The organism is Mesobacillus maritimus (assembly GCF_019749255.1).
In the GTDB taxonomy this organism is placed as follows: Bacteria; Bacillota; Bacilli; order Bacillales; family Cytobacillaceae; genus Mesobacillus_B; species Mesobacillus_B maritimus_A.
Genome location: NZ_JACWFH010000031.1, coordinates 160,482 through 179,348 on the forward strand (window position 1 = coordinate 160,482; position 18,867 = coordinate 179,348).

14 protein-coding genes and 1 other annotated feature are annotated in these 18,867 nt (G+C 41.2%); of the genes, 12 read left to right on the forward strand and 2 right to left on the reverse strand.

What is annotated here, in order from left to right; translation table 11 throughout:
• Positions 1-538 precede the first annotated feature (538 nt).
• Both lon and yihA read left to right on the forward strand, forming a co-directional pair.
• A complete protein-coding gene (gene lon, locus H0185_RS20245) occupies positions 539-2,860 on the forward strand; it encodes an endopeptidase La (protein ID WP_221875305.1) in 2,322 nt (773 codons plus the stop codon).
• The gene (yihA, locus tag H0185_RS20250; protein WP_221875306.1) at positions 2,857-3,444 is read left to right on the forward strand and encodes a ribosome biogenesis GTP-binding protein YihA/YsxC; all 588 of its coding nucleotides are present in this window, start codon (positions 2,857-2,859) and stop codon (positions 3,442-3,444) included. Before lon ends, yihA begins: the two co-directional genes overlap by 4 nt.
• Before the next feature lie 542 nt (positions 3,445-3,986).
• Here yihA and H0185_RS20255 read toward each other — a convergent pair.
• Positions 3,987-4,478, reverse strand: coding sequence for a LiaI-LiaF-like domain-containing protein (locus H0185_RS20255; RefSeq protein ID WP_221875307.1), 492 nt, complete (start codon positions 4,476-4,478; stop codon positions 3,987-3,989).
• 296 nt (positions 4,479-4,774) lie between these two features.
• On the opposite strand from H0185_RS20255, the gene hemA reads away from it, so the two are divergent.
• The 8 genes from hemA (at position 4,775) to ysxE (ending at position 14,038) form a co-directional block, all read left to right on the forward strand.
• The gene (gene hemA, locus H0185_RS20260; RefSeq protein WP_221875308.1) at positions 4,775-6,121 is read left to right on the forward strand and encodes a glutamyl-tRNA reductase; all 1,347 of its coding nucleotides are present in this window, start codon (positions 4,775-4,777) and stop codon (positions 6,119-6,121) included.
• A 14-nt stretch (positions 6,122-6,135) separates the two neighbouring features.
• The gene (locus H0185_RS20265) at positions 6,136-6,969 is read left to right on the forward strand and encodes a cytochrome C assembly family protein (RefSeq protein ID WP_221875309.1); all 834 of its coding nucleotides are present in this window, start codon (positions 6,136-6,138) and stop codon (positions 6,967-6,969) included.
• 14 nt (positions 6,970-6,983) lie between these two features.
• The gene (hemC, locus tag H0185_RS20270) at positions 6,984-7,919 is read left to right on the forward strand and encodes a hydroxymethylbilane synthase (protein ID WP_221875310.1); all 936 of its coding nucleotides are present in this window, start codon (positions 6,984-6,986) and stop codon (positions 7,917-7,919) included.
• A complete protein-coding gene (locus H0185_RS20275; RefSeq protein ID WP_221875311.1) occupies positions 7,916-8,704 on the forward strand; it encodes a uroporphyrinogen-III synthase in 789 nt (262 codons plus the stop codon). The genes hemC and H0185_RS20275 overlap by 4 nt, the downstream gene beginning before the upstream one ends.
• Entirely contained in the window at positions 8,701-9,681 is a 981-nt protein-coding gene (hemB, locus tag H0185_RS20280) for a porphobilinogen synthase (protein ID WP_221875312.1), read from the forward strand. Before H0185_RS20275 ends, hemB begins: the two co-directional genes overlap by 4 nt.
• Positions 9,682-9,812: 131 nt before the next feature.
• Positions 9,813-11,102 (forward strand): glutamate-1-semialdehyde 2,1-aminomutase, encoded by a 1,290-nt coding sequence (hemL, locus tag H0185_RS20285; protein ID WP_221875313.1) that lies wholly within the window; start codon positions 9,813-9,815, stop codon positions 11,100-11,102.
• A gap of 372 nt (positions 11,103-11,474) precedes the next feature.
• Entirely contained in the window at positions 11,475-12,788 is a 1,314-nt protein-coding gene (gene spoVID, locus H0185_RS20290; protein WP_221875314.1) for a stage VI sporulation protein D, read from the forward strand.
• Positions 12,789-12,976: 188 nt separating this feature from the next.
• Positions 12,977-14,038, forward strand: a complete 1,062-nt coding sequence (ysxE, locus tag H0185_RS20295) for a spore coat protein YsxE (protein ID WP_221875315.1) — start codon at positions 12,977-12,979, stop codon at positions 14,036-14,038.
• Positions 14,039-14,056: 18 nt separating this feature from the next.
• Here the strand turns inward: ysxE and H0185_RS20300 are convergent, their stop codons facing one another.
• Positions 14,057-14,248, reverse strand: coding sequence for a hypothetical protein (locus H0185_RS20300; RefSeq protein WP_221875316.1), 192 nt, complete (start codon positions 14,246-14,248; stop codon positions 14,057-14,059).
• A gap of 214 nt (positions 14,249-14,462) precedes the next feature.
• Here H0185_RS20300 and H0185_RS20305 point away from each other — a divergent pair, with 214 nt between their 5' ends.
• Together H0185_RS20305 and H0185_RS20310 are read left to right on the forward strand one after the other, a co-directional pair.
• Positions 14,463-15,779, forward strand: a complete 1,317-nt coding sequence (locus tag H0185_RS20305) for an O-antigen ligase family protein (RefSeq protein WP_221875317.1) — start codon at positions 14,463-14,465, stop codon at positions 15,777-15,779.
• 105 nt (positions 15,780-15,884) lie between these two features.
• Positions 15,885-16,128: a binding site (T-box leader), on the forward strand.
• Between the two features lie 54 nt (positions 16,129-16,182).
• Complete coding sequence (locus tag H0185_RS20310; protein WP_221875318.1) at positions 16,183-18,822, forward strand: valine--tRNA ligase; 2,640 nt, start codon at positions 16,183-16,185, stop codon at positions 18,820-18,822.
• The last annotated feature ends 45 nt before the right edge of the window (positions 18,823-18,867 follow it).

Consider the following 18,867-nt stretch of genomic DNA (forward strand, 5'->3'; position numbering starts at 1 on the left):
AGATAGCCGCCCTATCTAAGTAGAATTAGGAAGGAAAGGTAGCCAATGAGTAAGGTAGCCGCCTTATCTAAGTAGAATTAAGAAGAGAAAGGTCGCCGATGAGTAAGAAAGCCCAAACTAAGTAGAACCAGAAAGAAAAAGGTCACCAACGAGTCCAGTTGAACACCCTACCTAGGCAAGAGTTAGGAATAGAAAGGTTACTGGAGAGTAAATGGCGCCTTGCCTTATCTAGGTTGAACCCTAGTGTGTCAAAAAAAATCCCCGTAAGTCTAAAATAAATCAACCAGCAATAGCAATATCAAACCTAAAGGGTTTAAATTAAAACCAATTTAAAATCCCACACACTCAACCCACTTTTTTTCTACGCCAAACCTGAATTGGTAACATATTTTCTTGCCTATTTAGGATACTAATAAGAGGTGAATATTTTTATCTAATAGTCCTTAAGACTCGTGTTATTAGACACTCGAAGGCAAATAAGATAAAATTGAACAAAGAATCCATGTACTACTTAGTTACATGTGGAGGTGCAAAAACAATGGGGGAACAGTTAACCGTTCCATTATTACCGCTTCGTGGCCTGTTGGTTTACCCAACAATGGTGCTTCATCTCGATGTAGGTCGAGAAAAGTCCGTACAGGCGCTCGAAAAGGCTATGGTGGATGATCATTTGATCTTTCTCACAACACAAAAAGACGTCTCAATAGACGAGCCAACAGAAGATGAACTTTACCGAATGGGAACACTCACCAAGGTAAAGCAAATGCTAAAATTACCAAACGGAACAATCCGAGTGTTAGTAGAAGGGCTAAAGCGGGCGGAAATCGTTGAATTTTATGATGAAGAAAGCAACTTTTCTGCAAGCCTAAAAACATACGAGGATCGGGATACAAAAGATGTAGAAGACGAAGCATTAATGAGAACGATGCTCGAGTATTTTGAACAGTACATAAAACTTTCAAAGAAGATTTCAGCGGAGACTCATACATCGGTAACAGATATTGAGGAACCTGGCCGCATGGCTGATATCATCTCTTCACATTTGCCTTTAAAGTTAAAGGAAAAACAGGAGATTCTCGAAACACTCGATGAAAAAGAGCGGATGAACCGCGTCATTGAAATCATTCATAATGAAAAAGAAGTGCTGAATCTTGAAAAGAAGATTGGCCAACGTGTCAAACGTTCAATGGAGAGAACACAGAAGGAATATTATCTCCGTGAGCAGATGAAGGCCATCCAGAAAGAACTCGGTGATAAAGAAGGCAAAACCGGAGAAGTTTCGGAGCTTACTGATAAAATCGAGAAAGCTGGAATGCCAGAGCATGTAAAAGAAACAGCGTTGAAGGAATTGGATCGTTATGAAAAGGTTCCATCAACTTCAGCTGAAAGTGCGGTGATTCGCAATTATATCGACTGGCTTGTCGCGTTGCCATGGACAAAGGCAACGGACGATGACCTTGACATCAAAAAAGCAGAAACGATTTTAAACGACGATCATTATGGACTTGAAAAGGTGAAGGAGCGTGTCCTTGAATACCTTGCTGTCCAAAAGCTAACAAACAGCTTAAAAGGGCCAATTCTCTGTCTTGCTGGACCTCCTGGGGTAGGGAAAACAAGTCTTGCCCGTTCAATTGCTAAATCGTTAAATCGTAACTTCGTCCGCGTTTCCTTAGGTGGAGTTCGCGATGAGTCCGAAATTCGTGGGCATCGCCGCACCTATGTAGGGGCAATGCCAGGTCGAATCATTCAAGGCATGAAAAAAGCGGGCACGATTAACCCAGTATTTTTATTAGATGAAATCGATAAAATGTCGAGCGACTTCCGTGGCGATCCATCTTCTGCGATGTTGGAAGTTTTGGACCCTGAACAAAACAGTAACTTCAGTGATCATTATATTGAAGAAACGTATGATTTATCGAAGGTTATGTTTGTGGCGACAGCAAATAACCTTAGTACAGTACCTGGTCCATTGTTAGACAGGATGGAAATTATAACGATTGCTGGTTATACAGAGCTTGAAAAAGTTCATATTGCCAAAGACCATTTGCTTCGTAGGCAAATTAAGGACCATGGCTTAACAGAGGAACAGCTCCAAATTAACGAAGATGGTTTGTTGGAGATTATTCGCCATTATACACGTGAAGCGGGTGTACGTTCACTTGAACGCCAACTCGCAACCATTTGCCGTAAAACCGCAAGAGTTATTGTGACTGACCCTGAAAAACAAGTTGTCATCGATGATAAAAATGTTGTCGACTATTTAGGAAAGCCGAAATTCCGTTACGGAGAAGCTGAACTAGAGGATCAAGTCGGAGTAGCAACTGGCCTTGCTTATACAACCGTGGGTGGAGATACTCTTCAAATTGAAGTCTCGCTATCTCCTGGTAAAGGCAAGCTTGTGTTAACAGGAAAATTAGGCGATGTCATGAAGGAATCTGCTCAAGCGGCATTCAGCTATGTTCGTTCAAAAACGAAGGAACTAGGAATTGATGAGGACTTCCATGAAAAGCTGGATATCCACATTCATGTTCCAGAAGGAGCAACACCGAAGGACGGTCCGTCAGCAGGGATTACAATTGCAACCGCGCTTGTATCAGCTCTCTCAGGTAGACCAATTCGCCGTGAAGTCGGGATGACAGGTGAAATCACCCTACGTGGTCGAGTTCTGCCAATTGGTGGATTGAAAGAGAAAACGTTGAGTGCCCACCGTGCCGGTTTAACGAAGATTATTTGTCCGAAAGACAATGAGAAGGATATAGATGATATCCCAGAAAGTGTACGCGAGCAGCTTGAGTTTGTGCTTGTCTCTCATGTAGATGAAGTTTTAAACCATGCCCTTGCAGAGGAAAATAGAAAATGAAAGTAAACTCCGCAGAAATCGTCATCAGTGCGGTAAGACCCGCTCAATATCCGGAAGGGGACTTGCCCGAGTTTGCACTTGCCGGCCGATCCAATGTCGGCAAGTCATCATTCATCAATAAAATGTTGAATCGGAAAGCATTGGCAAGAACGTCTTCTAAGCCTGGTAAAACGCAAACGTTAAACTTTTTCTTGATTAATGAAATTTTATATTTTGTTGATGTTCCAGGCTATGGATACGCCAAAGTATCCAAAAAGGAACGTGAAGCATGGGGAAAAATGATTGAAACCTACATCACCTCAAGAGAACAGCTGAAAGCTGTTATTCTCCTTGTGGACCTTCGTCATCCACCATCCGTGGATGATCGGACAATGTATGATTTTCTAAAATATTATGAGATCCCTGTCATCGTTGTGGCAACAAAGGCAGATAAAATTCCAAAATCAAAATGGCAAAAGCATATTAAAATTGCCAAAGAAACACTTGAGTTCGATCCTGAGGATACGATGATTCTTTTCTCCTCCGAAACAGGGGAAGGAAAAGACAAAGCTTGGAGTGTTCTTCAGGCTTATATGAAAAAGTAAAAAAACGCTCACATGAGCGTTTTTTTATTGTTAATTTTTAAACTAACTTACGGCAAAGTTAAATTGTTAGTATGTGGAGCATGGATAAAGGAGCTCTCAAGGACAAAAACCTGTTTGAAGACCATAAAATGTCTGTGAGGGGTGTTCTCAAGGACAAAGTGTGTACGGAATACTAAAAAATGTCTGTGAGCGGTGCTCTCAAGGACAAAAACCAGTTCGAAGACTAGAAAATGTCTATGAGAGGAGCTGTCAAGGACAAAAACGTGTTCGAAAACTAGGAAATGTCTATGAGAGGAGCTGTCAAGGACAAAAACGTATTCGAAAACTAGGGAAATGTCTATGAGAGGAGTTCTCAAGGACAAAAACGTGTTCGAAAACCAGAAAATGTCTATGAGGGGAGCTCTCAAGGACAAAAACGTGTTCGAAAACCAGAAAATGTCCATGAGCGGTGCTCTCAAAGACAAAACCAGGTTCGGTCAACCAAAAAAGTCCATGAGCAAGAACCACATTCAATATCCTTAACGAAATAAATAAAGACAGACTTAGCGTCTGCCTTTGTTAAAGAACAACAAATAAATTCCTATTAAGACAAGAGCGATCGGCCAAAACTTCCAAATGGTCGCTAGTCCGCTTTCGATGTTTGCCAGCCAAATGGTAATTTGGTCATAAAATAACAACATCGCGGCTAGAATAAGAAAGAGAATTCCGTGGAAAAGTCCGGTGCCTGTTTTTTGGTAACGAAGCAAAAAGGCGAGGGCCATTATTAAGATGAAGGCCCCTAAATGATCTGGCCAAATATCAAGCCGACCCACGATATGTAGATGGCACCCGAAGCCAAATAGAATGACGCCTGGCAGAATGGAATCGTAATCCTTGCCTCGATAGCCTTGGACTAAAAAGGCGATACCGACAATGGCCATTAACGTCGGCCACGTAAAAAATTGGTCAAATAGGACTAGATTAATTTGTAGCAAATAATAATAAATTCCGAAACCAATGAGGATTATTCCTGGTACTATGTTCTGATTTTTCATACTTTCCCACCTTCAGTAAGGCTTACTTGAATTTATGTCGAATTTTTGGTACGGTACATAAGGAGATTACAATTTAATTCATGTACTTATCTTATTATTTAACCAGAATAATACCTTTTCTGGCAACGATTTTTCATATTGGAACTCTTTGTGAATAAGAGTGATATTAGTAGTTTTTACCCATAAGGTTTTCAAAGTTTGTTCACATTTATTAAAAGTTTATTAAATTTAAGATGTTATAATATAACGTAGCTAAAAGAGCCGAGGGTAATTTTGTTTGGGGGTGTAAGGGAACAATGCATATCATGGTCGTGGGTCTAAACTATCGAACAGCACCTGTCGAAATTCGCGAACGGTTAACGTTTGATGAGAATAATTTAAGGGATGCCATGCAACGCCTTCAAAACAAAAAGAGCATCCTTGAAAATATCATCATATCTACTTGTAACCGAACTGAGATTTACGCTGTGGTCGACCAACTTCATACAGGCCGATATTATATAAAAGAATTTTTAGCAGAATGGTTCGGAATGGAACAGAGTGAGTTTTCTCCTTACCTTTTTGTATATGAACAGGACGGAGCAGTTGAACACCTATTTAAAGTAGCTTGTGGCTTAGATTCAATGGTATTAGGGGAAACTCAAATCCTTGGACAAGTACGTACAAGTTTTCTTATCGGACAAGAGGAAACAACAACTGGAACGGTTTTTAATCAACTTTTCAAGCAAGCAATCACTATAGCAAAGCGTGCGCATTCTGAGACTGAAATTGGTGCCAATGCCGTTTCAATCAGCTATGCTGCCGTAGAGTTGGCGAAGAAGATTTTCGGTTCCTTAGAGAATAAGCATGTCTTAATTCTTGGGGCAGGGAAAATGGGTGAGCTTGCGATTCAAAATCTTCATGCCAATGGTGCAAGGAAAGTAACGGTTATTAATCGTACTTACCAGAAGGCTGAGGATTTAGCAAACCGTTTTTCTGGTGTTGCGAAAACTCTTAAAGAGCTTCAGTGTGCGCTAGTCGCTGCCGATATTCTGATTAGTTCTACAGGAGCGAAGGACTTTGTCGTCACGAAGGAAATGATGGGCATGGTTACTGGCCTAAGAAAAGGCAAGCCATTGTTCATGGTGGATATCGCTGTCCCACGTGACCTTGATCCGGGGATTGCCGAGCTTGAAAATATGTTCCTTTATGATATTGATGACCTTGAAGGAATTGTCGAAGCAAATCTTCAAGAACGCAAAAAAGCAGCAGAGAAGATTATGCTAAATATTGAAGAGGAAATCGTTCTCTTCAAACAATGGCTTAATACTCTTGGTGTTGTTCCAGTTATTTCAGCATTACGTGTAAAAGCACTTGAAATCCAAAAAGAAACGATGAGCAGCATCGAACGCAAGCTGCCGCATCTAACAGAGCGGGAAATCAAGGTTTTAAATAAGCATACGAAAAGTATTATTAACCAACTTCTTAAGGACCCAATCTTACAAGCGAAGGAGATTCCTTCACGTAATGACGCCAACGAAGCGTTAGATTTATTTGTGAAGATCTTTAATATAGAAGAGCAGGTTGCTGAACAAAAAGGATTGAAAACGGCCGAAACAAAACAGACCGTCGTCAAGGTCCCTCAGGCTTCCTTTCAATCGTGAGCGAGGTCTACGTCATGTCAGATCTTTTTATGACCCGTTTGCATGAGCTGACGATTTTGATTTATTGCGCAAGCGTCCTTTTATATTTTATTGACTTCCTTAACCGTAACCGGAAGGCAAACCAAATTGCCTTCTGGTTACTTGCATTTGTATGGCTTTTGCAAACGCTTTTTCTGTTTTTATATATGCGTGAAACAGGAAGATTTCCGGTACTGACCTTGTTTGAGGGGTTATATTTTTATGCCTGGGTACTTGTTACCTTGTCATTAATCATTAACAGGTTAATGAAAGTCGATTTCATCGTCTTTTTTACCAATATATTGGGCTTTATTATTATGGCGATTCATACTTTTGCTCCACCGCATTTTGAATCAAATATATTGTCGGAACAGCTGGTATCAGAATTGCTGCTTATCCATATTGTCTTGGCCATTCTATCTTATGGCGCTTTTTCAATCTCTTTCGTTTTCTCAATGCTTTATTTATTACAATATGAATTACTGAAGCGAAAGAAATGGGTGAAGCTTCTTTGGAGAATTGCCGATTTAACGAAACTAGAGAAAATGTCCTATGTCCTAAATGTGATTGGCGTCCCTTTGTTACTTCTGAGTCTCATTCTGGGATTGCAGTGGGCCTGGATCAAAATTAATGATTTCGTGTGGTTCGATCCAAAGGTGATAACTTCGTTTATTGTATTAGCTGGATTTAGCATAAATCTCTATTTGCGCGTGGGTCTGGGAAAGCATGGCAGGTCACTTGCGCTTTGGAATATAGGTTCGTTTTTAATCGTATTAATAAACTTTTTCTTATCTGGTCAACTATCATCTTTCCATTTCTGGTATGAGTAATAAGGAGGATCTTCATGAGAACAATCGTAGTAGGATCGAGACGAAGCAAGTTAGCATTAACACAAACAAACTGGGTAATCAACCAACTAAAAGAACTTGGAGCACCCTTTGAGTTCCGCGTCGAAGAAATCGTTACAAAAGGGGATAAAATCCTTGATGTTACGCTTTCTAAAGTTGGCGGCAAGGGGTTATTCGTAAAAGAGATTGAACAAGCTATGTATGATAAAAGAATTGATATGGCTGTCCACAGCATGAAGGATATGCCGGCTGTCCTGCCAGAAGGGCTTGTGATTGGTTCAATCCCTGAACGTGAAGATCCACGTGATGTTCTGATTTCTAAAGGAAATGTTCTGTTAAATGATCTTCCAAGTGGCGCCGTGATTGGAACGAGCAGTCTTCGCCGCAGTGCGCAAATTCTTGCTAGACGCCCTGATTTAGAGATTAAATGGATTCGTGGAAACATTGATACACGGATGGCCAAACTAGAATCAGGTGAGTACGATGGAATTATCCTTGCTGCTTCTGGTTTGAAACGCATGGGTTGGGCAGAAGAAACTGTGACAGAGTTCATCGACCAAGATATTTGTGTTCCTGCTGTTGGTCAAGGTGCGCTTTCAATCGAGTGCCGCGAGGATGACAAAGAGCTTCTTGAGTGGTTGGCAAAATTCACTTGTTTGAAAACTGCTGATGCTGTCATTGCTGAACGTACTTTCCTTGCAAAAATGGAGGGTGGTTGCCAAGTACCGATTGCCGGCTATGCTTCCATCAATGACAAACATGAGGTTACCTTAACCGCACTTGTTGGTTCACCAGATGGCAAGGTAATTTACAAAGAAATGGTGACTGGAACAAATCCTGTTGTGGTAGGAAACCGTGCCGCTGAACAGTTAACTAGTATGGGTGCTAAAGAGCTAATCGATTCAGTTAAAGCGGAGCTAGATTCGGAATGATACCTGCGCCTCCTCTGCAAAATAAACATGTCTTGATTCCTAGAGGAGCAAAACAGGCAAGAGCTTTCTCAGAATTGGTAGAAAGGCTTGGAGGGATTCCGGCTGAAATCCCTCTGATCGCTTTTCGCCCAATTCCTGCATCTGAAGAGTTAGTTTACATATTAAAAGAAGTACATAAATACGACTGGATTGTTTTTACTAGCAATGTCACGGTTGAGACTTTCTTTTCCTACTACAAAAATAGTGGGGAACCTTTTCCTAAGATTGCGGTAATTGGATCAAAAACAAGAGAAGTGCTTGAAGAGAAACATTATCAAGCTAGTTTTACACCGAAAGAATATGTAGCTGAAGGTTTTGTGAAGGAATTCCTTCCACAAGTTAGTGAAGGAATGCGCGTGCTGATTCCAAAGGGGAATCTAGCAAGAGAATATATTGCTTCTTCGTTAAGAAAACATGGTGTATTGGTCGATGAATTGATTATCTATGAAACCTATATGCCAGAAGAAAGTCGCAGCAAGCTCGCACAGATGATTACTGATGGGAAGCTCGAAATCCTCGCGTTTACGAGTCCCTCGACCATTGATCATTTTATGAAAACAGTAAAAGACTATCAATTAGAAGATAGAGTAGAGAACTGTATTGTCGCTTGCATCGGTCCCGTCTCCAAGCGGAAAGCAGAAGAGTACGGGTTAACGGTGCACGCTTGTCCTAAGACGTACACCGTCGAAGAAATGATGAAGAGTGTGATTGAATATTTAAAGAATGAACAGGAGGAGCTAAAATGAAAGATCTCCAATTTTCTCGTCACCGTCGCTTAAGAAGCAGTGCGACAATGAGGTCGTTGGTCCGTGAAACCTATCTTCGTACAGAAGATTTTATTTATCCGTTGTTTATCCTTGAAGGGGAAAATAAAAAAAATGAAGTAAAGTCAATGCCAGGTGTTTATCAACTATCGATGGATAATCTAAAGGCAGAAATGGACGAAGTAGTTGGATTAGGGATTAAGTCGGTTTTACTATTCGGTGTACCAGATGAAAAAGACGAATGTGGAACCCAAGCCTACCATGACCACGGAATTGTCCAGGTTGCGACTCGTTATATCAAAGAAAACTATCCAGAGGTCATCGTTGTAGCGGATACTTGCCTTTGCGAATACACAAGTCATGGTCACTGTGGCTTAATTGAAAACGGCGATGTTGACAACGATTCATCACTTGAACTTTTGGTCCAAACCGCTGTTAGCCAAGCTCAAGCTGGTGCAGACATTATTGCGCCATCCAACATGATGGACGGCTTTGTTGCAGCCATTCGTGCAGGGCTTGATGAAGCAGGCTTTCATAACATTCCAATCATGAGCTATGCGGTAAAATATGCTTCGGCATTTTACGGACCTTTCCGTGACGCTGCGGACAGCACACCACAGTTTGGGGATCGTAAAACGTACCAAATGGACCCTGCAAACCGCCTAGAAGCAATTCGTGAAGCAGAATCAGATGTGGATGAAGGTGCTGACTTCCTGATTGTAAAACCGGGAATGCCATACCTTGATATTGTTCGTGATGTGAAAAATAATTTCAACTTACCTGTTGTCATTTATAATGTTAGTGGCGAGTACTCCATGGTTAAAGCAGCAGCCGCAAACGATTGGATTGATGAGGAACGAATCGTGATGGAAATGCTAACAGGTATGAAGCGTGCTGGTGCGGATTTAATCATCACGTATCATGCGAAGGATGCCGCACGTTGGCTTAAAGAACAATAATAAGATAAATTCTGTTAGTGGGGGCTTTCATCCCCCACTTCTTTTCGATAGACCTGATTTATCTGAAGTCAGAGAGTACTATCCAAAATAGGCAAAAAAATCCGATAACACCTAAAGTGAGGGATGTTTTGATGCGATCTTATGAAAAATCAATAGCAGCATTTGAAAAAGCAAAAAACATGATGCCTGGTGGCGTTAACAGTCCTGTTCGTGCGTTTAAATCAGTTAAGATGGATCCGATTTTTATGGAGCGCGGCAAAGGGTCAAAAATTTACGATATTGATGGCAATGAATATATCGACTATGTACTTTCTTGGGGCCCGTTAATTCTGGGTCACAGCAACGACAGAGTGGTTGAGGCACTTAAAAAGGTCGCTGAAATGGGGACAAGCTTTGGTGCGCCTACTGAGATGGAGAACAAAATGGCCGAGCTTGTAATCGAACGTGTGCCATCGATTGAAGTGGTCCGGATGGTATCGTCTGGGACAGAAGCAACGATGAGTGCACTTCGTTTGGCACGTGGGTATACAGGACGCAATAAGATTCTTAAATTTGAAGGCTGCTACCATGGCCATGGCGATTCTTTGCTTATTAAAGCAGGATCTGGCGTTGCTACGCTTGGTTTGCCTGATAGCCCAGGTGTTCCAGAGAGTGTTGCTAAAAATACAATCACGGTCGCTTATAATGACTTAGAGAGTGTTCGCTACGCGTTTGAACAGTTTGGCGACGATATTGCTTGTGTCATCGTTGAACCTGTTGCAGGGAATATGGGCGTTGTGCCTCCACTTCCAGGCTTCCTCGAAGGCTTGCGTGATGTAACGAGTGAATATGGCTCACTATTGATCTTTGATGAGGTCATGACAGGGTTCCGTGTTGGTTATAACTGTGCACAAGGTCATTTCGGGGTAACGCCTGATTTAACCTGTCTAGGAAAGGTAATCGGCGGCGGTCTTCCAGTGGGCGCTTATGGTGGAAAAAGAGAAATCATGGAGCAAATCGCACCAAGCGGTCCGATTTACCAAGCTGGAACTCTATCAGGGAATCCACTAGCGATGACCGCTGGATACGAGACGTTGAGCCAGCTTACTCCTGAATCATATGAGGGCTTCAAGAAAAAAGGAGATATGCTAGAGGCAGGCATCAAAGCGGCAGCTGAGAAGTATGATGTTCCAGTTTCATTTAACCGCGCTGGTTCCATGATTGGTTTCTTCTTCACAAATGAAGCAGTCATCAACTATGATGTAGCAAAAACGTCTAACCTCGAGTATTTCGCTAGCTATTACCGTGAAATGGCGAATGAAGGGGTATTCCTACCACCTTCACAATTCGAAGGCTTGTTCTTGTCTACTGAACACTCTGATGAAGATATTCAGAAAACCATTGCAGCAGCAGAAAAAGCATTTTCGAAGCTTAAAGGGTAATATTTATATCGAGACTCACATTTCTATTTGGAGATGTGGGTTTTTTGTTTCTGTTCTCGAAGTTCTTGTTGATTGAAAAGGAATGGTTGATTTCCGCTCCAGGTGCTTGCTTTCCGCGGGGCGGGCGGTGAGCCTCCTCGGCGCTTTAGCGCCTGCGGGGTCTCACCTGTCCCGCTGCTCCCGCAGGAGTCAAGCACCTTCCGCTCCAATCAACCGTTGTCATCCACATGTTACATCTTCCTCAATCCATACAAATAATTTTATATCGTTACCTTCGCATAACATGCTTTTTTATCATAAACACCGACCTCAAGTCATAAAGTGTAATTGACATAGTGATTTTACGCTTGTGAAACGAAAGGAGGAGTCGCTTTGTCTACGGGAAATCAATCGTGCCTGCGGTTTTCCCTTGAGGAATCGGTATGGTTTCAAAGAGGACAGGAAGTCGCAGAGCTTATCTCCATTTCGCTAGACCCAGATATCACCATCCAAGAAAACGATCAATATGTGACGATTAAAGGTTCGCTGGAGCTGACTGGCGAATATAAATGCCCAGAACAGGTAGAAGAGGGAGAAGAAGCGCCTAAATTTGCTGGCAGGCAGGTTCACTCGGTGAATGAGCGTGAAGAAGAAGAAGGAGTTCTAGAATTCCTTCATCAATTCCCGGTCGATATCACGATCCCTCAAAACCGGATTGAAAGCATTTATGATATCGACATACAGGTCGAGTCCTTCGATTATGACTTTCCAGAAAGAAACAGCATGAAGCTAACAGCTGAGCTTGCGATCACCGGTTTATACGGAGAACAGCAGCATGGAAGTGAAGAAGGTGAGTTAGAAGAAACAGCTTCGCCAGTTGAAGTGGCAGATTTAGAGCCATTGTATCGTCAATCAGCGACTGCAGAAGCAGAGGCTGAAACAGCACAAGAGCAGCCTGTTGAGGTCTTCACCTCATTTCAAAAGGTGGAAAATCAGGCAGAACAAGAAGAATCAGAATACAGGGATTTTTCCTTTATACCTCAGCCGGAAACTCAAGAGAACAATGACAACCAGGAAACTGCTGGACTCTATGAGCCTTTCAGAGCGGAGGCTAGAAAGGAGCCACCAAGCGTGGGAGAAAATAATAAGGAATCAGTACTTTCTCGTCAAGAACAGCCAACCAGTCAGGAGCCGGCATTGTTATCCTCACAAGAGGCAGCAAGCGCATCTTCTGCTGAGACAAATGAAAACCCAGCACCAGTTCAATCGAACGTGACAGAATTACCAACTGTAGCTTCTACGGAACCAGAACCGGAGTTAGCGCGGGCTGAAGCCGAACAGCCTGAAGTCCAACAGGTCCCAATTATTAATGAAAAAGCACAACCAGAAGAAGTGATGGAGGTAGAAGAAGAAAGCTCAAGTTCCTCGTCTTCTTCTGAGGATGAAAAGCCTAAAAAGAAGAAAAAGATGTCTAAGAAAAAGGGTCTATCTATTGCTGAGTTTTTAGCAAGAAAAGAAGAAACAGAGGTCGCAAAGCTGCGTGTGTGTATTGTCCAACAAGGTGACACCATTCAACAAATTGCCGACCGATATGATGTTTCCGTCCAACAAATCATCAGTCAAAATCAACTAGGTTTAGATCAGGATGTTGCTGAGGGTCAGGTTTTATATGTTCCTAGTGGATATGTGACAGAAGGTAAGAGATAAGAAAATAAACAGATGTAGAGCAGGTTTTTTGAACCTGCTCACATCTTTTTTTAGAAATGGGCACGTACACCTTGGTTTTAACTAGAAAATATAAGGTTTTAATTTTGGGAAATTCCCAGCACTAGCGCCCACCGACTCCTTCGCTAAACTGGCGCTTACGCTTTTCGATGTGAAAGTGAGTGAATCCTATGGATAACGATCATGCACTTCAGGAAACAGCAGGTATCCTTACAAACTATGGAATCAAGCCTTATTATGTTGAGGATTATGGCAAAATTAAAAAGGTTTATGCCAATACAGGAACGTATGCACTTAAACAAATTGACCCACATAAGGGAATCGATTTTATTCGTCAAGTGCAATTCCTATATCAAAAAGGTTACAACCGGATTGTTCCAATCTTTCCAACAGGAGATGGGCGCTATGCGGTTTATGCGAAGAATCGGTTGTATTATTTAATGCCCTGGCTTTCCAATGATGAAAAAGAAAACCGAGACGAGCGCCCAGTGCAAATGTTTCGAGAGTTAGCGCGGATGCATACCTTGTCATCTCGTGAGCTTGAAATCAGTCAGGAAGCACGGGAAGAGCATTATGAAAATACCATCAAACAATATGAAAAAGATGAAGAATTTTTAGAAGGATTTATTGAAGCCAGCGAAGAAGAATGGTATATGTCTCCTTTTCAACTAACGTTTTGTTTGTATTATAACAATATCCGTCAGGCGATGGGGTTTGCGAAGCAAAAACTTGAAAGCTGGAGGGAAAAGACAAAGGATCAAAAGAAAGCTCGGATGGTGCAACTACATGGCAATCTCTCAACAGAGCATTTCCTTTATGATGAAAAAGGGTATGGCTATTTTACCAATTTTGAAAAGGCGAGAGTCGGTTCTCCGATTCAAGATATCCTGCCCTACTTGTCTCGTTATTTAAAAACAAGGCCGAAGAGGTCAGATGAGGCGGTTGAATGGATTAGTATGTATTTAAACTATTTTCCGTTAAAGGAGGATGAGCGCCTGCTGTTTCTCAGCTATCTCGCTTATCCAACGGGAATGCTACGAACAGCGGAGGTCTATTTTATGCAGAAGACGAAACAGGATGAGAGAAAAGCAGTTCAAAAGCTTCAAAGGCAATTCTGGCATTTAAAAAACACCGAATATGTCGCCATGAGACTCGAAGAAATTGAGCGGCAGAAACAAGCGGCGATTGAGCAAGCCAAACAACAGGCCGAACAAGAAAGAGCCCAAAGTTGATGCTGAGCTTGGGCTCTTTTAAATGATTTGCATATGAATCGCGACCGCTAGGAAAATGATGATCATAAGTAACAAAATATCAAATCCAGTTGGAAAAATCAGCGTTCGAATACTCTGAAACACACATATCGGAATCATAAACTGCGCACAAGCCGCCCTTAAGTTTTTCAACCACCGCGGATAAGTGTAGGGATTATACCGTTTCCTCAAAATCAGTATCCTCCTTGGGATGCTTTTTTTTAGTTTATGACACAAATGGAGGATATGTGCCTAATCTACAAAACTATAATCAATTTCAAGGGGTTTCCAATTTCATATTGAATTGTTCTAGGAGGAATGACATAATTAAAAAGTCATAGAAAACTGGGAACTTACGCCAAGTGTAACAGCGATGATTTAGACTTTCAGAAGGAGTCAACACATAATGTATTGGTTTATCTTACTTTTTCCGCTTATGATTTTCCCTTGGGGATATGATCCCATATTCACTACACCTAAATACTTCTATTTGCAAATGTTTGTTTTTATTTATTGGCTACTAATTATCTTTAAACGAAAATATCAAACAATACAACTAGATAGGGAAAAGTATCATATTGAAATCATACTATCCATTTTTATAAGTCTAGTCTGTCTTTCAACTGTTCTATCTGAAAATCCAATGACATCCATTTATGGAACAGAGAATCGTTCGGAAGGGCTTTTTACTTTTATTGCTTATGGGAGTATTTTTCTTTTTTCGTATCGATTTATAGAAGGCAACCATTTACATAATGTTCTAAAGGGCATTGTTGGTGTTTCTGTTTTTGTTTCGGTTTATGGAATACTTCAGCATTATCAACTAGATTTTCTACCTCGAAGCAGCGGCAGGATAGGCTACGACCGCAGCTATGCATTCTTTGGGAACCCCAACTTTTATGGGTCGTATCTGGTATTAATCATAATGCTAGGGATAGCGTTGTATTTGACTGCTAAAAACAAAAAGACTATTTTGTTTTATATAACAGCAGTTAGTTTAGGATATGTCGCCTTGCTTTTTACAGGAACTAGAAGCGGCTGGCTTGGGGTATTTTGCGCACTTCTCTTTATAACGGTATTAGTAATTTTAAAAAGAAGAAACTTATGGAAAAAGTGGCTATTGTTGTTTTCCGTTTTAATGTCTTTGACAGTAATGATAAATCTAGCTGAACAAGGTGACTTCTCCAATAGATTCGGTTCTATTTTTTCGGACGCATCAAAAATAGCTCTACAGGAAACAACAGGGCGCGAAGGCTCTAGCCGTTGGTTTATCTGGAGAAATTCACTTCAATTGGTAAAAGACTATTTCTGGATTGGATCGGGACCCGATACCTTCAAGTATGTTTTTCCCGCCACCCCGGAAGAGCGAGAACAATACTTGGGTAACCGTTTTATGATTGTAGATAAAGCCCACAACGAATACTTACAATTAGCTATTACACTAGGAGTACCTGCTTTAATTCTTTATCTTTCATTGGTAGTTTTTGTAGTGAGGAAAACATTCCAGGCTATTAGGATTGCATCCGAATATGAAAAAATTATTCTCTATGGGTTACTTTCAGCCATTTTGGGATATCTTGTTCAAGCCTTTTTTAATATTAGTGTTGTTTCCGTAGCACCTTTCCTTTGGGTTATCCTAGGGATTGCATTAGCTAGAGCTGAAAAATGTCTTAAACAAAATGATGAGTCTTTTGAGTATCATTCGGTCAATAAAAGTGCATAAATGTAGTGTCGTTTTGTTATCATAGTGTATATATTATAAAAAAATTGGCAATGAATATTGACGTTATGAACCTTTTTTGGTTAGTATATACAATATAATTAAATGATGAATGCAATGACAGGGAAGAGTACGATAATAACCTACTTTAAGAGAGGGAAATCAAATGCTGAGAGATTTCCTAAGTTAGGCAATCGGAAGGTCGCCCTCGAGCTTCTTTAGCGAAAAGATTTTCACATCTTAGTAGTTAAAGACGGATAAAATCCGTTATCTTGTTTGAGAGCCAATCATTATATTGATTATTGATTGGAAAAAAGGTGGTACCGCGAATCGCACTCCATTCGTCCTTTTACAAGGCGAATGGAGTTTTTTTGTTTTTAATTGGAAAAATCAGGAGGAAAGAACCATGGAAGATAATTTAACGATGCCAACGAAATACGATCCGGCGTCCATTGAAAAAGGTCGCTATGACTGGTGGATTAATGGCAAATTTTTTGAAGCGAAAGATGATTCCGAGAAACAACCTTACACCATTGTCATCCCACCACCAAATGTAACTGGTAAGTTGCACCTAGGTCATGCTTGGGATACAACGTTACAAGATATTTTAACGCGAATGAAAAGAATGCAAGGCTATGATGTACTTTGGCTACCAGGAATGGACCATGCCGGGATTGCGACACAAGCCAAAGTTGAAGCAAAGTTAAAAGAAGAAGGCAAAAGCCGCTATGACCTTGGGCGAGAGGCTTTCGTTGAAGAAACTTGGAAGTGGAAAGAAGAGTACGCTGGTCATATTCGTCAGCAATGGTCGAAGCTTGGTTTAGGACTCGATTACAGCCGTGAGCGTTTTACGCTTGACGAAGGTTTATCAAAAGCCGTACGCGAAGTTTTCGTTTCTTTGTATAAAAAAGACCTAATTTACCGTGGTGAATATATCATCAACTGGGATCCGTCTACAAAGACAGCTCTATCAGATATCGAGGTTATTTATAAGGACGTTCAAGGTGCGTTCTATCACATGAGATACCCTCTTGCAGATGGTTCCGGCCACATTGAAGTAGCCACAACTCGTCCAGAAACCATGCTAGGTGATACGGCTGTAGCGGTTCATCCAGAAGATGATCGTTACAAGCACTTAATTGGTAAAACGGTCATTCTTCCAATTGTTGGACGTGAAATCCCAATCGTTGGCGACGATTATGTTGATATGGAATTCGGTTCTGGGGCAGTAAAAATTACACCAGCACATGACCCGAATGACTTTGAAATCGGTAACCGTCATAATCTTGAAAGAATTCTTGTGATGAACGAAGATGGCACCATGAATGCAAAAGCTGGGAAATACCAAGGCATGGACCGTTTTGAATGCCGTAAGCAGATTGTTAAAGATCTTCAAGAGCAAGACATTCTCTTTAAAATTGAAGAACATATGCATTCTGTTGGGCATTCAGAGCGTAGTGGGGCAGTGGTTGAGCCGTACCTATCTACACAATGGTTCGTTAAAATGCAGCCACTTGCTGATAAAGCTATTGCGCTACAAGAAAAAGAGAATAAAGTAAACTTTGTTCCAGACCGTTTTGAGAAAACGTACCTACGCTGGATGGAAAACATCCGTGATTGGTGTATTTCAAGACAGCTATGGTGGGGACACCGTATTCCTGCTTGGTATCATAAAGAAACTGGTGAGGTTTATGTTGACCATGAACCACCAGCTGATATTGAAAATTGGGAACAAGATAAAGATGTGTTGGATACATGGTTCAGTTCAGCGCTTTGGCCGTTCTCCACAATGGGCTGGCCCGATAGCGAATCAGATGATTTTAAGCGTTACTATCCAACAGCAGCTCTCGTAACTGGTTATGATATCATTTTCTTCTGGGTATCTCGCATGATTTTCCAAGGGCTTGAGTTCACAGGGGAGCGTCCATTTAAAGATGTTCTCATTCATGGACTTGTACGTGATGCTGAAGGTCGGAAAATGAGTAAATCACTTGGCAATGGTGTTGATCCAATGGATGTGATCGACCAATATGGTGCTGATTCATTACGCTACTTCTTGTCAACTGGAAGCTCTCCAGGTCAGGATCTACGTTACTCTACGGAAAAAGTAGAATCCACCTGGAACTTTGCTAATAAAATTTGGAACGCTTCACGTTTTGCATTAATGAACATGAACGGATTAAAATATGATGAAATCGATTTAACAGGTGAAAAGTCCGTAGCGGATAAGTGGATCCTAACTCGTTTAAATGAAGCGATTGAAAATGTAACAAGATTGTCTGATCGCTATGAATTTGGTGAAGTTGGCCGTGTTCTTTACAACTTCATCTGGGATGATTTCTGTGACTGGTATATTGAAATGGCAAAACTTCCATTATACGGGGAAGACGAAGCAGCGAAGAAAACAACTCGTTCAATCCTAGCTTATGTACTGGATCATACGATGCGTTTATTGCATCCATTTATGCCATTTATCACTGAGGAAATTTGGCAGAACCTACCGCACTCCGGTGAATCCATTACAGTTGCACAATGGCCAACAGTTAACGCTGAACTTACTGATGAGGCTGCAGCTGCCGAAATGAAGCTACTAGTGGAGGTCATTCGTTCCGTAAGAAATATCCGTGCAGAAGTGAATACACCATTAAGTAAAAAAATTAACATGTTCTTAAAAGCAAAGGACGAACAAGTTCTTGCTATCGTTGAAAAGAACCGCGCTTATATCGAGCGTTTCTGTAATCCAGAAACCTTAGAGATGGGTATCAACGTGGAAGCACCAGACAAGGCGATGACAGCCGTTGTTACTGGACTAGAAATTATTCTACCACTAGAAGGTTTGATCAACATTGATGAAGAAATTGCACGTCTTGAGAAAGAACGTGAGAAACTTAATAAAGAAGTAGAGCGCGTACAGAAGAAGCTTAGCAACGAAGGCTTTGTGAAAAAAGCACCAGAAAAGGTCATTGAAGAAGAACGTGCAAAAGAAAAAGATTATACAGAAAAACGTGCCGCAGTTGAAGCAAGAATACAAGAGCTAAAAGGATAAATAAAAGGTATAATAAGGTGAGACGGTTCCAACAATGGATTCGTC